The following is a 16,323-nucleotide window of genomic DNA, read 5'->3' on the forward strand; positions in this document are numbered from 1 at the left end:
CGCATTCGAGGATCTCCGAGGCTTTAGCGCCGCACAGCGAATGGCGTTCCTCCGAGAACAGCTGCTACCGTCGCCCACCGGCGTTCTGCCGAATGGGCCTGGAGCGTACGTTGCTTCGAAAACGGCCAACTGAAAGAACATTTAGCGAACGGCTATTTTGACCTCGGCGCCGATGCGTCGTCCGAAACTAACTCCCTATCAGCGCTCCGAAATCATCGGCATGTTGAACGAGGGCCGTCCGGCAGCTGAAATCGCTCGTCTCTTTCGCGTTCATAGGGCCACCGTCGGGCGGCTCCTTGCCGGTCCCCCGGTGCACCTTCTTCCGACCCCTTCAGGGGCTCAGCTCGGTCGGCGTGACCGATCACCCCGATCAAAGCATCGACATAGGCGTCGAATGCGGCTTCACTCTCGGCTGTCCAGTCGGGCACGGCGGGGCGCTTCCCTGATCCCGAAGCAGCACCCTACAGCCCGAATCCCCCGCATCCGCGACTTTCTGACTCATTAAGAATAGGCGCCCGCCGCCACGTGCGCGCGACGCCGGCGTCAACCGGCGGGCAGATGCGCCGACGGCAACAAGCGCGCCTGACGTAACGCCGCCAGATCAGCCGAGCCGGTGCAGAAGCAGGCGACGGCCAACTGGCGAATGACGATCTCGAAATGCGCGACAACCGCCTCGGTGGATACCGTAGCCGCTCGCAGCACGCCGGCCGCCTGCCCGGCGATGTCCGCGCCCAGGCGGATGGCCTTGGCCACGTCGACGCCGTCGCGGATCCCGCCCGACGCGATCAGCTTCACCTTTGGCAGCGCCCGACGTACCGCCTGCACGCTGGCCGGGGTCGGAATCCCCCAATCGGCGAACGCCATCGCCACTGCACGGTCGGCGGCATCGCGGGCGCGCTCGCCCTCCACCGCGGCCCAACTGGTGCCGCCGGCGCCGGCGACATCGATCACCGCCACGCCCGCCTCGACGAGCGCACAGGCCACCGGGGCGGATAGGCCCGACCCCACTTCCTTGGCCACGATCGGCACGCCCACGCTGCGCGCGGCGCGAGCGATCTGCGCCAGGACGCCGCGCCAGTCGCGGTCGCCCTCCGGCTGTACCGCTTCCTGCAGCGGATTGAGATGGACGATGAGTCCATCGGCCTCCAGCGCATCCACCGCCCGGCGCGCCAGGTCCAGGCCGTCGGCCTCGCGCAGTTGCGCGGCGCCGATATTGGCCAGCAAGGGAATGTCTGGGGCCAGGCGGCGCAACGTGCGCGTCAGCCCCTGGGAGTTGCGGGATTGCAGGCTCACGCGCTGCGAACCGACGCACATGGCGATCCCCAAGGCTTGCGCTGCCTCGCTCAGATGCCGGTTGATGGCCTCGGCGCGTGGCATGCCGCCGGTCATGGAGCTGACCAGCAGCGGCGCGCGCATGGTCTTGCCCAGCAGCGAGGCGCGCAGGTCGATCTGCGTCAGGTCCAACTCGGGCAATGCGCAGTGTTCGAAACGGATGTACTCCCAGCCGGCGGCGACCGTGGCCGGCGCCGTTCGCTGATCCAGCACGATGTCCAGATGGTCGTCCTTGCGCCGGCTCAGGGCGGTGTCGCTCATGCTCGCTCCATCCGTCTCATCGGGCGACGGCGTTGCGTCGGATCGGACCGACGGCAGCGCGCGCACGCCGCCGCCTCCCGCGCGTTCAGGCCGGCGCACGCTGGCCTCCCCCCGCAGCGTCGCTGCGGTAGCGGCTGTTCGAGGTCTGGTAGTACTGCGCGCGGATGGCCGCCATGGCCTCGATCAACGGTCCCCACGGCGCGGGAAAGCGTTCTTCCGCCATCACCCGGTGCAGCATGCGCGTATGGCCGGCCAGCTCGTCGTTGAGGAACTCCACCACAGGCATAGCCGGATAGCGCTGCAGCAGCAGGATCGCCGCGTTGTCGGCCTCGCCGGCCGACCTGTCCTTGTCGCGGCCATGCAGATCGTTCTGCAGGCGCCCTATCGCGGAGATGAGCCGCAGGACCTGGCGAAACGCCGGACGCGCGCGCAAGGTCGCCATGTTCAGCCCCCACAGCAACGACAGGCAACAGAACACGTTCGTGTAGGCGACCGAATCGATGCCGTTGTGCAGGTACTCGGCGTAGGACCAGCGTTCCGCCCCTGCCGCCTGCGCGTGTCCGGCGCGCAGCGCCGCGCAGTAGCACCGGGTATCGTCGAGAAGCTGAGCATAGTCGCGACGATCGTAGGCGAGCGCGGCCAGCGAAGCGCGCAGCACAGCGCAGCCCTCGAATCCGGGGAGCGCGCACGGCACGCCCTGCCCCAGCGCCTGCTCCACCGCGGCGATCTGTTCCGGCGCGATCAGGCCAAGGTCGTTGCAGTCGTCGAGCCAGAACAGGAGCGCCAGTTCGCGATAGAACGCCACGATCAGCGTTTCGTCCTGCGGATCGCGGCCGGTGCGGGCGCTGGTGTCGCGCAGGCTCGGGTGGATGCGCTGCAGGATGTACTGGCCGCCCCTGACCGCTTCCATGGCATGCTCGTCGGCGAACCCGGTCAGGGAACGCCCCCACTCCAGCACCTGCTGCAGCGCGCGTTCGTTCTGGATCATGGCGCCGCTCCTGCTCCCTCAGCCAGGACGCGCCGCCCCCAACGAAGCGCTAGCCACAAGCCGGCGAGTTCGGCCACGCGCACCACTCGGGTGGGGCAATACAGTTCCTTGCCGATCCACAGCGGCGTTTGCGGCAATGCATGCGCCGCATGGCGGGCGAGCATCCACTCCAGCGCACGCGCCACCGCCTGCGCGATGCGCCGGCGCCCTGTCGGCTCTTCGTTCCCGTCCAACACGTGCAACGCGAACAGCGCATAGGCGGTTTCCTCGAATGTGGACGCGCGACCGGCGCCCCAGCCGCCGTCGTCGCGCTGCGCCTGCATGAGCGCCGCCAGCGCGCGCTGGTCGCGCCACTGGGGCTTGCCTTGCGCCAGCGCAGCGACCGCATGCGCGGTGGGATACAGCCACGAAACGTGCCATTTTTCGTTGTCCCATAGACCGTGCGGGTTGCGATTGGCCTCGACGTAGGCGCTGGTGCCGGCGGCGGGCTTCCCCAACATTCGCAACGCATGCAGGGCATGGATGTTGGTCGACACCGAGGCATTGCGCTCGCCGGGGAAGGTGACGAACAGCTCGCCGATTTCGAAATGGCGCAACGCATCGACTGCCGGGTCGCGGCCTGCAAGGCGCAGGACGCACAATGCAACGGCGGTGTCGTCCGCATCGGCCGCGAAGTGCAAGGCCGGGCCCAGACCGCGCACACCCAGGCGGGCGTCGAGCTGCGCGACGATTACTTGCACCGCCCCGGCGAGCGCGGGATGCGCGAAAAACCCGGCCAGATGCAGGGTGTACAGCGACCAGCATGGCTCGAACACATTGATCGGCCAGACGTTGGGAACGACACCTTCGATGCCGCTGCGCGTCGCCCGCGATGCCGCCTGCAGATACGCGTCGGCGCGCCCGACCTGCGGCGTGCTCCCCTGTGTCACGGCGTGCGCACGCCACGCGGCGGTGGCCGCCGGACTGATGCCGATGCTGCCGTCGTCATCCGGGCATGCGGTGGTCGGCGACCTCCCCCAGGCTTCCCAGGAGTGCAGCAACGGATGGCCGCTCGGCAACGTCGCCACCGCCCCCAGCTTGACCAGGCGCGCTTGCCGCAACGGCAACAGCGCCGGGTGGCGCGGAAACGCCACGCCGCCCAGCAAGGATGCGGCCTCGCCGCACAACTGCGGCAGGATCAGCTCGGCGCCTATCGGCGCGTCTTCCGGCACCGCATGCACGTAGGGATCGGGCTGGCGCTCGAGGAACCGGGTTGCAGCCTGGACTGCGTCGGCAGCGCCGGGAAGAGGATCGGCACGCTGCAAAGCCAGCAACGCCGCCCACGTGGGCGCATGGCGGAACAGCGGGAAGTCCGCGCTTCCCCATCCGCCATCGGCCTGTTGCTGCGCGATGAGCCACGCGTATGCGTCCTGCCGACCGGTGACGTTGCCGTGGAACTGCAGAGCTCGCGCCGTGTCGTAGACGGACGGACCGACGCTGCCGCCGTCGCTCATCTCGCTCAGCAGGTGGCGCAATTCGGAAAGGATCTGTTCGGACAGCGCGTTCACCCGGGATGTTCCTTCTGCAGAGGGCTAACGAGAACCAGGATCGGGCAGACGCCGCGCACGTCGCCGCCGGTTCGGACACAGTGCAGGCATGCACCGCCCGCCGGCCGATCGCAGCAGCACAGGGGCGAGTCCATGCGGACGGACGCGCTCATGCGTATGGCGCGGACAGATACACGTTGGCCCGCTGCAGCATCTGCGCCAACTGTTCCGCACGCGGCCCCAGCGGGACGATGGCCTCCCCGGCGTCGCGCAACAAATCCAGCGCGAACTGGCGCGCTGCCTGCAGCCCCATGATCGACGCGCAGGTCGGCTTCTGCGCCGCCGCGTCCTTACCGGGGGTCTTGCCCAGCGTCGCGGTATCCGCTGTCGCGTCGAGAATGTCGTCGATCACCTGCAACGCCAGGCCGAAACAGGCGGTGTAGCGATCGAGCGCACAGTACAGCGCAGCGTGCGCGGCATCCTCCGCGATGGAGCATAGCGCGCCCATGCGAACGGACGCGCGCACTAGCGCTCCGCTCTTCTTCCGGTGCATCGCCACGATCCTGTCCAGCTCGGCGTGCTTTCCGACCAGCGACAGATCCATGGCCTGCCCGCCTGCGGCACCCTCGGCGGACACTGCCTGCGCCAGTTCGCGCACGAGCGCGATTCGGTTGTCGCCCGGCGCATCCAGGCTCGCCAGGGTCAGGAAGGCGTGCGCCTGCAGCGCATCGCCGACCAGGATCGCAGTGGCTTCGCCGAACTTGACGTGCACGGTCGGAAGGCCGCGGCGAAGCACGTCGTCGTCCATCGCGGGCAGGTCGTCGTGGACCAGGGTACAGGCGTGCATCATCTCGATGGCGGCGCCGACGTCGTCGAGCATGTGCGCCGGCGTGTCGGCCAGTGCGCCGGCAGCCAGACAGAGCAAGGCGCGGGTGCGCTTCCCGCCATGCAAGGTGGCGTAGCGCATCGCCGCCATCAGCTCGGTCTCACCGTCGTCTTCGGCGCAGAGAAGACGCGCCAGCGCCTGTTCGACCCGCTTTGCGCCGTCCTGCATCCAGATCTCCGGCAGCAGCCTGCCGGATGCGCCGCGCGCCTGCGCGCCCAATCCGCCGAGCGCGGAAACGCCAGTTCGGTCGTCGTGTAGCATGGAACCGGTCTGCATGTTTTTCATGTCCTTGTACCTGACACGAGATGGCCACGGCGAGCGCCAAGCCGCCGCGGTGTTGCCGACGTCGCACCGAGCGCGTGCGCTGAGTGCAGCAATGCCGAGCCTCGCCGGCGCCGCCGCTGCCTCGCCACACGCGGCATGCGATGCCAGCTCATGAGAAGCCTATGCGGATTGCCATGGACGGATGTGCGGTCGGGTAATAGCGCCGGCCTTTTTCGACGCCGCTCAGCAACCGCGGCCGCACCCCGGCCCTGTGCATGATCAGCGCCAAGGCGATGCAGAACTGCACCATTTCCAGCCATACCAGGTGGTAGCCGATGCAGACGTGTGGGCCGGTACCGAACTGCAGCATGTCCACCGGCCGGATCGGCTCCGTGCGTTGCAGCCACCGTGCCAGGCGGAACTGATCAGGCGCCTCGTGCAGCAGCGCCGAGGTCGAGAAATGCAGCAGCGGGATGCACAGATGGGTGCCCGCGGGAATGCGCCGTTGGCCGAGTTGCAATTCCTGCAGCGCGCGACGCGGCAGGAGCGTGGTCGCCGGATGCAGGCGCAGTGTCTCGCGGAACAGCGCCTCGGCGACCGGACACTCCGCCAAGTCCGCGTGCCGGGTCGGCACCGCGCCCACGCGTTGCGCCTCCTCGACCAGGGCGTCCCACAGCACAGGCTGCCGCGCCAGTTCGATCACCATCCAGGCCATCGTCGAGGCAGTGGTGTCGTGACCGGCAAGCAGCAGCAAGCGGATATTGGCGACCAGGACGTCATCGGAAAGCGCATCGTCGCTGCGGTCGAAGGCGCTCACCATGTCGTTGATCAACCCGGTGCGCGCGGCATGCGCGCGCGCGTCGCGGACGAACTGGCGCAACTGCGCGTCGATCCAGTCTCGGGCGGCGCGGCCCCGCCGCAAGGGCAGTCCGGGCAGGTCGACCGGGGGCGCGACGATCAACTGCAGCAGTTGCCGGTACTTGCGATGCCATCCCGGCAGGTCCTGCGCGGGGATTCCCATGAGGCTGAAGATGAGCTTGAGCATCAGGTCGCCGGTTTCGCGCAGGATGGTTACGTCACCGCGGTCGCGCCACGCCTGCACCCGCGCACAGATGACGGGCGCGAACAGGTCGCCGATGCCGGCCTGGGTCAGCCCCTTGGGCAGGAACGCCGCCTTGATCGCATCGCGCGCCTGCCGGTGTGCGCCGCCGTCCTGGGCAACCAACGTTCCGCCAAGCAATTCGGGCGCGATCTCTTCGATCAGCGCCGAGGACACGTCCTTGTGCTTGAGCAGTGAGAATGCGTCCGGATCCACGCAGGTCATCAGATGTCCGGCAGGGCCGAAATCCAGCCAGAAGTGGCTGCCCAGCGTCCGTTCTGCGCGCTGCAGCAGGCGCGGCAGGTCGCAGACAATGGCGGGAAGATGCCCGACCAGGGGGAAAGCGCCAGGCATGACCGGGATGTCGCATCGCAGCCGGTGCCGACGGTTGAGTGGGTTGAGCAGCATGTCCATCAGCAGCGCGCCGCCGCCGCCGATTCGGTGTCGCCGGCAGCGCGCGCGGCGCAGCTGTTGCCACCGTCGGCGTATGTCGGCACATGCGCCAGCATGCCGCCATCGATGCACACGACCTGGCCTGTGATAAACGCAGCATCGTCGGAGAGCAGGAACGCCACGAGCGCGGCCACGTCCTCGGGGCGGCCGACGCGCTGCAGGAGCTGGTGCCGGCGCAGATGCCGTTGCATGCACTCGTCCAGCTTGGCGAGGAGACGCTCGGTCATGACGAGACCCGGCGCAACGGCGTTGCAGCGGATCTGCGCATGACCGTATTGGGTGGCGAGCGAAGCCGAGAGCATGTTCATCGCCGCCTTCGACGCGGCGTAGGACGTCTGCGCGGTGTCCCCGCTGAGCCCCTGGCACGACGACATGTTGACGATCGCGCCACCGCCGCGGGCGATCATCCGCGGGATGGCCTGCCGGCAGCAGAGCAGCGTGCCGCGCAGATTGGTCGCCATGGTCTGGTCCCAGACTGCCAGGTCCAGGTCGAGGATCGCGCGGTCGCGCGGGGTCAGATGCATGGCGCTCGCATTGTTCACCAGCAGGTCGACCCCCCCGAAGTGCCGCTCCGCCGTCTCGAACAGCGCTGCCACCGCCTGCGCATCGGCGATATCTATGGCCAGGGGCAGCGCGTGGCCTGCTTCGGCCGCGATCTGCGCGGTGCAGCCGATGGCCGCCGAGCCATCAATGTCGGCCACCACCACTCTGCCGCCCCCGCGCGCGATGGCGAGAGCGCATGCCTTGCCGATGCCGGCGCCGGCGCCGGTCACCACGGCCACCTTGCCTTCAAACCGTCCCACCGTGTCTCCTGGATTGCGTTGGTCTTTCGCGGCATGCCGCTCGGCCTCCGCCGGAGAAGGCGCAGGGTCGGCGCTGGCGCGCTCGTCATCGCCAGCGTCGCTTTCGATGACCCGAATGGCGGCGACCGGGCACTGGCTGGCCGCAAGCCGCACAGCGGCGTGCAGCGCCTGCGGGACCGTCGCCACGCACACTTCGGCCACGCCGTCCGGTTCGCGCTGGCGAAAGGTGCCCGGCAGCGTCAGCACGCACTGCCCGGTAGTTCCGCACAGATCCTGATCGACCAGGACGCGCATCTCAGCCCTCCTGCCCACGCAGCCGCACCGGCAGCGCGCGGAACGTCCTAAGGAACGCGGAGGGCTCCCGGGTCGGCTGCTCGGCCAATGCCAGCGTGGGGAAGCGCGCCTGGATCCGCGGCAGGCTCTCGGCCAACTGCACCCGGGCCAGTTGCGCACCAAGGCAGAAGTGGATGCCGTGGCCGAAGGTCAGCATGATCTTCCCGTCGATCGACATGCCAGGACTGGTGCCGTAGAACCGCACGGGATCGAAGCGGTCGGGATCGGCGAAGGCGTCCGGGTCGCGATTGCCGGCCGCGATCAGAACGCGCACGTCCGCGTTCTTCGGGATCACCACGCCGCCCAGTTCGATGTCGCGCTGGGCGATACGCGGAATGGAGCTGAACATGGCAGGCGCGTCGTAGCGCAGGGCTTCTTCGACGAATGCCTTCACCCCCACGGCATCTCCCTGCAGCCAGTGCCGCTGTTCGGGATACGCCAGCATCGCCAGGATCGCATGGCCGATGGCCGCGGCAGTAGTGGCGAAGCCGCCCAGGAGCATGCCCCAGAGCATGCTGATCAATTCCGCATCCGACAGCGTCTCGGCATCGCCGTCGTGTGCGCCGACCAGCATTGACACGATGTCGTGGCTGGAATCGGTGCGCTTGCGCTGTATGAGGTCGCCGAAGTAGGCCTGCACCCTGGCGCTGGCCGCGTCCGCCGCGGCGAGCTGGGGATCGCTGGCGTGCGGACTCAGGCCTTCCAGAATGGCGCTGATGCCGGCGACGAGCCCGAACATGTCGTCCCGGGGCATGCCGAACAGTTCGCCGAAAACCAGCATGGGCAAGGCCAGCGCGAATTCCCGATGCAGGTCCACCGCCTCCCCGCGCTCCAGCGCGGGCGCCATGCCGTCCAGGCGCGCTGCGACGATGCGAGCGATGGTCGGCCTCAGGTTGTCGATCTGGCCCATGGTGAAATCGCGCGAGATCAGCCGGCGCAGACGCGTATGCGTCGGAGGTTCCTTCATCGCTAAAGTGGACGCCAGCAAACTTAGCGACAGGCTGGTCGCCGCACGCGGGAAATAGCGCGCCAGTTCGCCTTGCGCCGGCCCTCGAAAAGCATCGCCCGTGGCCTTGAGCGCCCAGTAGATGTCGGCGTGGCGGCTCAACAGAACGAGGCCCGACGCCGCGCGATGCACCGGATCGTGCTCGCGCAACCACCGCATGAACGGATACGGGTCGTGGATGCACGCTGGCGACGCCAGTTCGGCGAAGGCGTCCCGGCATGCTGCCGTGGTTTCTTGCACGTCCATCTTGGTTACCTGTTGGCTGGCTGATCTGACCGGCGCGCGCCAGGCGCGCCGGCAAATTGCGGAGAAGATCGCGATTCCCGGCGGCGTCCGCGCATCACCAGAGCACCGGGAACTCCTCGAACCCGCCAGTGATGATCTCCTTGCGCAACTTCAGTTCTTCGGGCGCCACGGCCAGGCGCAGCGCGGGAAAGCGCTGGAAGATCGAACCGAACACCACCTTGAGTTCCAGCCTGGCCAGCGCCGCGCCGATGCAGTAGTGCGGCCCATGGGAGAACGCCAGGTGCGGGTTTTCGTCGCGTCCGATGTCGAAGATTTCCGGGTCGTCGAAATGGCGCGCATCGAACGACGTCGCCGGCAGGCCGACAAGCACCTTGCTCTCCGCAGGAATATCCACGCCCGCGATGGTCACGTCGGTCCTCGGATAGCGCATGATGCCGTCCCAGCCCGCGCCCGGCGGGTACATGCGCAGGATTTCCTCCACCGCCTTGTCCACCAGGGATGGATCGCCGACCAGGCGTTCGCGCTGTTGCGGATGGCGGAACATGGCCAGCAAGCCGAATTCGATCTGCGCGACGGTGCTCTCGTGCCCCGCCACCAGCATGCCCGTCGCCAGGCCGATCCCCTCTTCCTCGGTCGCCTTGCCCTGGTCGACCGCCGCGAGCAGATCCGTCAGCAGGTTGTCGCCAGGATCCTGGCGCTTGTCCCGCATCTTGCCGCGAATGTAGGCGCGCAGTTCTTCCCAGGCCAAGCGCGACGCGCTGCGCGGGCCGCTTTCATGCTGGTGCGTCATCACCTCGTCGGACAGCCCGGCGAAAAAGGCGTGATCCTCGTAGAGCACGCCCATCAGCGCGCTGATGACCATGGCCGGAAGTGGAAAGGAGAGGTGGCGCCGCAGGTCGGCGGGCTGGGGCTGGGCTGCCAGTGTCTCGAACAACTGCGCGGCGATCACCTCGACCTGCTGCGCGAGCAGCTTCACCCTGCGGTTGCTGAAGGCCGGCGCCACGATCGTGCGTAACCGGGCATGCTCGCCCCCCTCGTGCGAGACCAACCACCCCGGCGATCCGAGAATCACCGAATCCGGGGTGAATGCCGCCGGCGGCATTCCCGAGGGCCGGAACGCCGCGTCGGACAGCACCGCCTTGGCTTCCTCGTAGCCTGTCACCCACCAGCCTTCGTGCCCGGACGGGAAGCGCACGCGGTGGATCGGACCGTTGGCGCGTTGCGCCAACATCTCGGGCGAGGGCTCGATGTGCTCGAGGCGCCACATCGGCAGCGTCGGCAAGGGTTGTTCGGACATGGTGGCACTTGATCTCTAAGCGATGGAAGGGCGGGAGGTGACCGGCAGGCGCTGCGGGCAGCGAATGGCTTAGGAAGGCATGTAGACGACGTCCTCCGCAGCGTAGCCCGATTCGATTATCAAGGTCGGCCAACGTGTAACTGCCTAGGCATACCGCGCGGCGAGATGCAGAACGTTATCCTGCGCCTTCGAGTTCAGGATAAGGCGAGTGTGGCGGGCCTTTGAGTCGCAGCCGGCCATCAACATTTCCTGCGCAAGGGTCGACAAGGGCGGCGAGCCTGTTTGGTAGGGGGCGGTTTCGCCGAGGCCCCCTTCCCATAGAATGCTATCTGATGCGGATTTGACATTTTGCTTTTCCTTCTTCGTTCCATCGATCGCGGTGCCATCCACGAAATGACGGTCGGTCGGCGGCTCCCGGCCCGCAACGAAGGAGCATCAAAACTCGTGCCAATTTGGCCGACCCAGCAGAAGAAAAAAATTGTGATTGCTTTTCATCGGGTTAGCCTGAGGCCAGACAAGAGCTCGGCGAAATAGGCCGGTGTCGCGGGCCAACAAAGGCGACAGAACAGTGTCGGATAGTACGCCTCGGCGACCTTTCGGTCGGGCTTGCGACATTCTGGTCCAGTTTCGAACATAAGAGGCTGGCAATTAGACACGATTGGGGATTTCGATCCTCACGGAGTCAGGCGCTTGCCGAAGCGCGCGCTCATGGTTGCTGCGACAGGCGCATGTTCGCGAAAGCCGAGCCTGCGCACGCAGAACACGTTTGCGGCAGACGCTACGAAATCGCTGCAGTGCCCGCCGGGATGAGGTAGGGCATCGGCTCGGCTTTCGGTTCGTCTTTGTCCAGCCGGTGCGGAAGCGCCGCATATCCGCACCATACCGCACCCTTGTCGAGCGTGCTTACGAGGCGGTTATAGGGCGCGCCCGGTCTTGAAGACGCGGTCCTCCCAAGGAAAAGGATCGCTCCAAAAGCATCTCTATTTGAAATGGCACGCCGCTTGCTGCTCCTGGTCAGAGCCCATCAAAACACGATGAAAGCGACTTGCGCCATGCCCGACACGCGAAGCTCTAGACCGTGGCCTGAGGAGACGGTGCCTGTTCCCGCTGAACATCGGTACATCATCTCCTCCGGAGGTCCCTCCTCGGCAGCCGCTTTGCGCACGGCTGGTCCGATGGCGGCACGCCAACACATGGCGCTCGCGCAATTGCCGTCTACCGGTTCTGATCAGCATGTGAGTGCCCAAGAGCCCCATCAAAGAGCCACCGAAGCCAAGGTCGGCGGGTCACTGGCAAATATCGACAATACGCCGAACCAGCTCAGTAACGCGGGTCTCTTGGGGAAAGTCACATTTGAGGCCTCCACACGCTTCCGATATTGGCTACTTCGGGCCCGCTATCACTTTTTCCCGGGCAGGAGCGCGAGCGATCGATGCCGCTTCCGGCGCCATAGCCGTGGAAACATTGCCCAAGCGGCTCGACAGCCTCCACTCGCTCCGATCGATGACGTTCGGGTGACGAAGACCAGCAGCCAAGACGTTCCCCTACATCGGGATGGAAAAAGGAGGGTGCGAGCCGCGAGGGCCTCATTTCATGTGCGGCATACGAGCCTTTGCTCGGTATTGCGCCAGCCTCTGCCAGAATCCAGCGCGCCAGTTTTTTCCTCAGGAGCAAGTTGATGACCGTTCAAAAAAAGGTTCCCTTTGTCACCTTTCTCACGCGTGTTCGCGATGAGTCAGTCCAGGGCCCAAATCCATATCGCTGGGAAGAAAAGACATCTGACGACTACTTTGCCGGAAAGCGCGTCATCCTGTTCTCGCTGCCTGGCGCATTCACTCCGACCTGCTCGACCTACCAACTGCCCAATTTCGAAAAGCTCTATGATGAGTTTGAGAAGGAGGGAATTGACGCGATTTACTGCGTCTCCGTCAACGATGCCTTCGTCATGAATGCGTGGGGGAAGTCCTTGGGCCTGCAAAAGGTCGAGCTCATCCCCGATGGCTCAGGCGAGTTCACACGCAAGATGGGCATGCTGGTCGCCAAGGACAATCTCGGCTTCGGGATGCGCTCCTGGCGCTACGCCGCCCTGATCAACAATGGCGTGGTGGAGCAGTGGTTCGAGGAGGAAGGTTTCTCCGACAACTGCGAGGCCGACCCCTATGGCGTCTCATCCCCGCAAAACGTTCTGGAAACGCTGAAAGCCGCCGCATGACCTAGAAAACGTCTCACTGGTGCCATTGCCCGCCCCGAGAGGCTCCTCGACAGGATTATCGCGCTCACATGCAATCCTCAGCAAGCCTGCTTCAGCGCCAGAAGCAATCCATGGTCGCATCGCCTCAACTCATTGAGTCGATTCGCTTGCTGCAACTGGCGCATACTGAACTGCATCAATTCGTGGAGCGGGAAATCGAGAAGAACCCGCTCTTGGAATCTGCGTCAAACGATGGCGGGCCTTTTGGCGATGTTTCGATTTCGGGAGCGGATCAGCCTGTCGGCCCACGCGCAAACGGCCTTGACGGACCGACCGGGGCCGGGTCGCCGGAACGGCTCGGGCAATGGAAATCACTTCGCAACACGACCAACAATCCGCCGGGTAATGGCCCTTCTCTCGACGAGTTTGCCACCCTCCCCGAAACATTGCACGACCATGTCGCTCGTCAGATTGCCCTCACTGCGTTCACACCACAGGAGCGGCTGATCGCTGGCCAGCTTGCCGCCGATCTGGAAGACACTGGCTATCTTCGGGCAAACCTTTTGGAGCTGGCCGAGAGCCTGAATATCCGGGAGGCTGATGTGGAACGGGTTCTCGGAACCTTGCAGCACTTTGATCCACCGGGAATTTTTGCGCGAACTCTCAGAGAATGCCTCGAGATCCAGTTGCGCCAGCGAGACCGGTTCGACCCGGCAATGGCAGCTTTGGTCGCCAATCTTGAAATGCTTGCGCGACGCGATTTTCAGGCACTGAAGCAGCATTGCGGCGTCGATGAAGACGACCTTCTCGACATGTTGCATGAGATTCGTGCGCTCGATCCCAAGCCTGGGACCCGATTCCAATCCGGTGCGTCTGAATCAATCATACCCGATGTCTGGGTCACGCCCTCACCGCAAGGCGGGTGGCAGATCGAACTTGATCCCGCCACGCTGCCAAAGCTGCTGATCAACCAAAGCTACTATGCCGAAGTCTCCCGTCAAACTGCCCAAAATTCGAAAGATCAAGCATTTCTCGACGAATGCTTGCAAAACGCGAACTGGCTAATCCGCAGCCTCGATCAGCGCGCCAAGACGATTGTTAAGGTTGCGGCTGAAATCGTGCGTCAGCAGGATGCCTTTTTGGAACATGGCGTCGCCCACCTGCGGCCTCTCAATCTTAGAACCGTCGCTGACGCGATCGGCGTGCACGAGTCGACGGTAAGCCGGGTGACCTCGAACAAGTACATGCTTACCCCGCGCGGAGTCTTTGAACTGAAGTATTTTTTCACCGTCGCGATCGCGTCCTGCCAAGGCGGCGATGCGCACTCCGCCGAAGCTGTCCGGCATCGGATCAAAGCGATGGTTGCCGCAGAATCTCCCGGCGACGTGCTTTCCGATGAGGACATCGCTGCCCGGCTGAAGGAAACCGGCATCGATGTTGCACGCCGCACCGTCACAAAATATCGCGAAGCAATGAACATCCCCTCCTCCGTGCAACGCCGCCGGGAAATGCGCTTGTGTTTTTAAATTTGGGTCAAGGCAGCCAACATCACGTTGCATTGCATCAAAGTGGAGACTTCGTTCATGACCCAATCCGCGGCAGGCGTCGTGGACGCTGTTCTGCACGACTCAGAAAAGCCCGTCCCACCGTCTGGTCCCGCGTGGGGTGCGGTCATTTCGCTTTCCTTGGGCACCTTCGGGCTGGTGACCGCAGAGTTTCTGCCTGTTAGCCTGCTCACGCCGCTCGCACATGATCTCGGTATCACCGAGGGAGCGGCTGGACAGGCGATGACGGCGACCGCTATCGTCGGGGCGATCTCGGCGCCGACGGTGGCCATCATCACAAAGCGCCTGGACCGCAGGATCGTCATGTGGGCGATGACGCTGCTGCTGATCCTGGCGGACGTTCTGGCGGCCGGCGCGTGGTCGTTGGCGGTTCTCCTGACTGCACGCGTCGTGCTCGGCATAGCGCTCGGAGGCTTCTGGTCGATGTCGGCAGCACTGGCGATGCGGCTCGTTCCAAGCCACCTCCTGGCGCGCGCTATGTCGATCATCCTCACCGGCGTTTCGGTGGCTACCGTTTGCGCAGCTCCAATCGGCGCTTATGTCGGCGATATCTGGGGATGGCGAAGCGCCTTCATGCTCGCCGCAGTCGGCGGCGCGGCTACACTGCTGGTGCAACTCATAACCATTCCGAGACTGCCTCCGATTGGAGTGGCTAGCTTCCGCAGCCTGCTGGATGTGGCTAAGATTCCGATGGTCAAGGTCGCGCTTGTGGTCGTCCTGCTTGTCGCTTCCGGCCACTTCGCCGGAATCACTTATATCCGCGCCTTCCTCGAGAAGATTCCCGCGCTGGACGTCGAGACGATCTCGCTTGTGTTGCTTGGTTTCGGCATCGGCGGATTCTTCGGCAATTTGGCCGGCGGGCTTCTGGCCGAGTACAGTCTCAAGGCAGTCGCGGCCCTTGCACCGCTGCTCATAGCGATAGCCGCTGTTTCGCTGCTGACGGCGGGAGAATCGGCCTTCGCCTCGGCGATTGCGGTTGCCGCATGGGGGTTTGCCTTCGGCGCGGTGCCGGTGGGATTACAGACGTGGATGGTGCGGCGGGCCGTTCCCGAGCAGGCCGAAAGCGCCGGTGTGCTGATGGTCGTAGCATTCCAAGTGGCAATCGCAGCCGGCGCGATTTTCGGCGGACTATTGGTGGACAATGCCGGGGTTACCAGTGCCATTGCCTACAGTGCTGTTGCCACGTTCATCGCCGCCCTGACAGTGTTCCTGCTCGGCCCGAAGCGCGAAACCTAGACCGCCTGACAGTAGAGAGGTCTCAGCAGCGCAGGGGACGAGAGATGCAAACGCATGCACGGCGCGGCGCGATCCTTCGCTTGCATGGACCTGCGGAAGCGCTCGCCGGCTTCACCTCCGGGCCATGGCGACCTTCGCCGCCCGACACGTGAACCTCGCCGGCACCGGTTTCCATTTGGCGACAGTGAGCGCTGCCGGCGCGGGGAACCGCGGCCGCCCAGGCGCCGCAACCGCGAGGCAGGCGAGCAGCAACGGCCCGGAGAACACCAGTTGCTCGGCGGCGATGGTGCGGGTCGCATCCTGCACCGCCATCATGACGGCGCCCGCCGAAGCGAGCATGGCGGGTAATCGGACAGCAGGCACAGCATTCAATCCCCGAAGGGGTCCGTCGACATTCGACAAGAGACACATGGCGCGGCGCGAGCGCTGGCGCTGTACAATCTACGAAGCGTGCTCTCAATCCGAGGCGATGCCGTCCTTGATCCGTGTGAGGCGGCTTTCGCCTTCCTCCGGGCCCACCATCGCTTAAGTATTTGATTTTATTGTGTAATAATCGCCTCTTATCCAGAAACGTACACCTAAACGTACACCTGGAGCGGGCGATGTATTTATGGCGCAAGGACTCAGGTTTCTTCTTCCAGATGCGAATCCCTGCCGGGCAAGTCGTAAACCTTGGTGCAACCCCTTTGCGCATATGGCTTGGAGCACTGAAAAGGCGTGAGGCGCAGCGTCGGGCGACGGCGCTCGCCGTGATGGCGTTCGAAGGATTGAATGCAGGCATGGACAGGGAGACGCTGACACGCAGCCTGAAGGCCTTGGCAGTGGAGCTTGAAGGAC

13 protein-coding genes and 2 pseudogenes are annotated in these 16,323 nt (G+C 65.2%); 4 read left to right on the top strand and 11 right to left on the bottom strand.

The window, feature by feature from the left end:
* Positions 1-172 precede the first annotated feature (172 nt).
* A complete protein-coding gene (locus NKJ35_RS08810) occupies positions 173-505 on the top strand; it encodes a helix-turn-helix domain-containing protein (RefSeq protein WP_352637383.1) in 333 nt (110 codons plus the stop codon).
* Positions 506-543: 38 nt separating this feature from the next.
* Here NKJ35_RS08810 and fni read toward each other — a convergent pair whose 3' ends face one another.
* From fni to nifH, 10 genes and pseudogenes are all read right to left on the bottom strand, one after another.
* The gene (gene fni, locus NKJ35_RS08815) at positions 544-1,593 is read right to left on the bottom strand and encodes a type 2 isopentenyl-diphosphate Delta-isomerase (RefSeq protein ID WP_352646372.1); all 1,050 of its coding nucleotides are present in this window, start codon (positions 1,591-1,593) and stop codon (positions 544-546) included.
* Positions 1,594-1,678: 85 nt separating this feature from the next.
* On the bottom strand, positions 1,679-2,581 hold the full coding sequence (locus NKJ35_RS08820) for a terpene synthase family protein (protein WP_352646374.1): 903 nt from the start codon (positions 2,579-2,581) through the stop codon (positions 1,679-1,681).
* Positions 2,578-4,128, bottom strand: coding sequence for a hypothetical protein (locus tag NKJ35_RS08825; protein WP_352646376.1), 1,551 nt, complete (start codon positions 4,126-4,128; stop codon positions 2,578-2,580). The genes NKJ35_RS08820 and NKJ35_RS08825 overlap by 4 nt, the downstream gene beginning before the upstream one ends.
* Before the next feature lie 148 nt (positions 4,129-4,276).
* Entirely contained in the window at positions 4,277-5,269 is a 993-nt protein-coding gene (locus NKJ35_RS08830; protein WP_352646662.1) for a polyprenyl synthetase family protein, read from the bottom strand.
* Between the two features lie 157 nt (positions 5,270-5,426).
* Positions 5,427-6,770 (bottom strand): cytochrome P450, encoded by a 1,344-nt coding sequence (locus NKJ35_RS08835; protein WP_352646378.1) that lies wholly within the window; start codon positions 6,768-6,770, stop codon positions 5,427-5,429.
* Complete coding sequence (locus NKJ35_RS08840; protein WP_352646664.1) at positions 6,770-7,612, bottom strand: SDR family oxidoreductase; 843 nt, start codon at positions 7,610-7,612, stop codon at positions 6,770-6,772. Before NKJ35_RS08840 ends, NKJ35_RS08835 begins: the two co-directional genes overlap by 1 nt.
* 168 nt (positions 7,613-7,780) lie before the next feature.
* Positions 7,781-7,906, bottom strand: a pseudogene (locus tag NKJ35_RS30880) (ferredoxin); the annotation flags it as partial.
* Between the two features lies 1 nt (position 7,907).
* Positions 7,908-9,197: a cytochrome P450 gene (locus NKJ35_RS08850; protein WP_352646380.1), complete on the bottom strand. Its 1,290-nt coding sequence runs from the start codon at positions 9,195-9,197 to the stop codon at positions 7,908-7,910.
* Between the two features lie 94 nt (positions 9,198-9,291).
* The gene (locus tag NKJ35_RS08855) at positions 9,292-10,494 is read right to left on the bottom strand and encodes a cytochrome P450 (protein WP_352646382.1); all 1,203 of its coding nucleotides are present in this window, start codon (positions 10,492-10,494) and stop codon (positions 9,292-9,294) included.
* Positions 10,495-10,647: 153 nt separating this feature from the next.
* A pseudogene (gene nifH, locus NKJ35_RS08860) lies at positions 10,648-10,841 on the bottom strand (nitrogenase reductase); the annotation flags it as partial.
* A 1,331-nt stretch (positions 10,842-12,172) separates the two neighbouring features.
* Between nifH and NKJ35_RS08865 the strand changes: the two are divergent.
* The 3 genes from NKJ35_RS08865 to NKJ35_RS08875 all read left to right on the top strand — a co-directional run bounded on the left by NKJ35_RS08865 (position 12,173) and on the right by NKJ35_RS08875 (position 15,486).
* Positions 12,173-12,706, top strand: coding sequence for a peroxiredoxin (locus tag NKJ35_RS08865; RefSeq protein WP_352646666.1), 534 nt, complete (start codon positions 12,173-12,175; stop codon positions 12,704-12,706).
* Positions 12,707-12,774: 68 nt separating this feature from the next.
* Positions 12,775-14,211 (top strand): RNA polymerase factor sigma-54, encoded by a 1,437-nt coding sequence (gene rpoN / locus NKJ35_RS08870; RefSeq protein WP_352646386.1) that lies wholly within the window; start codon positions 12,775-12,777, stop codon positions 14,209-14,211.
* A gap of 57 nt (positions 14,212-14,268) precedes the next feature.
* Positions 14,269-15,486, top strand: coding sequence for an MFS transporter (locus NKJ35_RS08875; RefSeq protein WP_352646388.1), 1,218 nt, complete (start codon positions 14,269-14,271; stop codon positions 15,484-15,486).
* A gap of 111 nt (positions 15,487-15,597) precedes the next feature.
* On the opposite strand, the gene NKJ35_RS08880 is transcribed toward NKJ35_RS08875, so the two are convergent.
* Positions 15,598-15,849 carry a hypothetical protein gene (locus tag NKJ35_RS08880; protein WP_352646391.1) on the bottom strand — a complete coding sequence of 84 codons (252 nt, stop codon included), beginning with the start codon at positions 15,847-15,849 and terminating at the stop codon, positions 15,598-15,600.
* Positions 15,850-16,323 lie beyond the last annotated feature (474 nt).

The organism is Mesorhizobium sp. M0136 (genome assembly GCF_040322515.1).
Classification (GTDB): Bacteria; Pseudomonadota; Alphaproteobacteria; order Rhizobiales; family Rhizobiaceae; genus Mesorhizobium.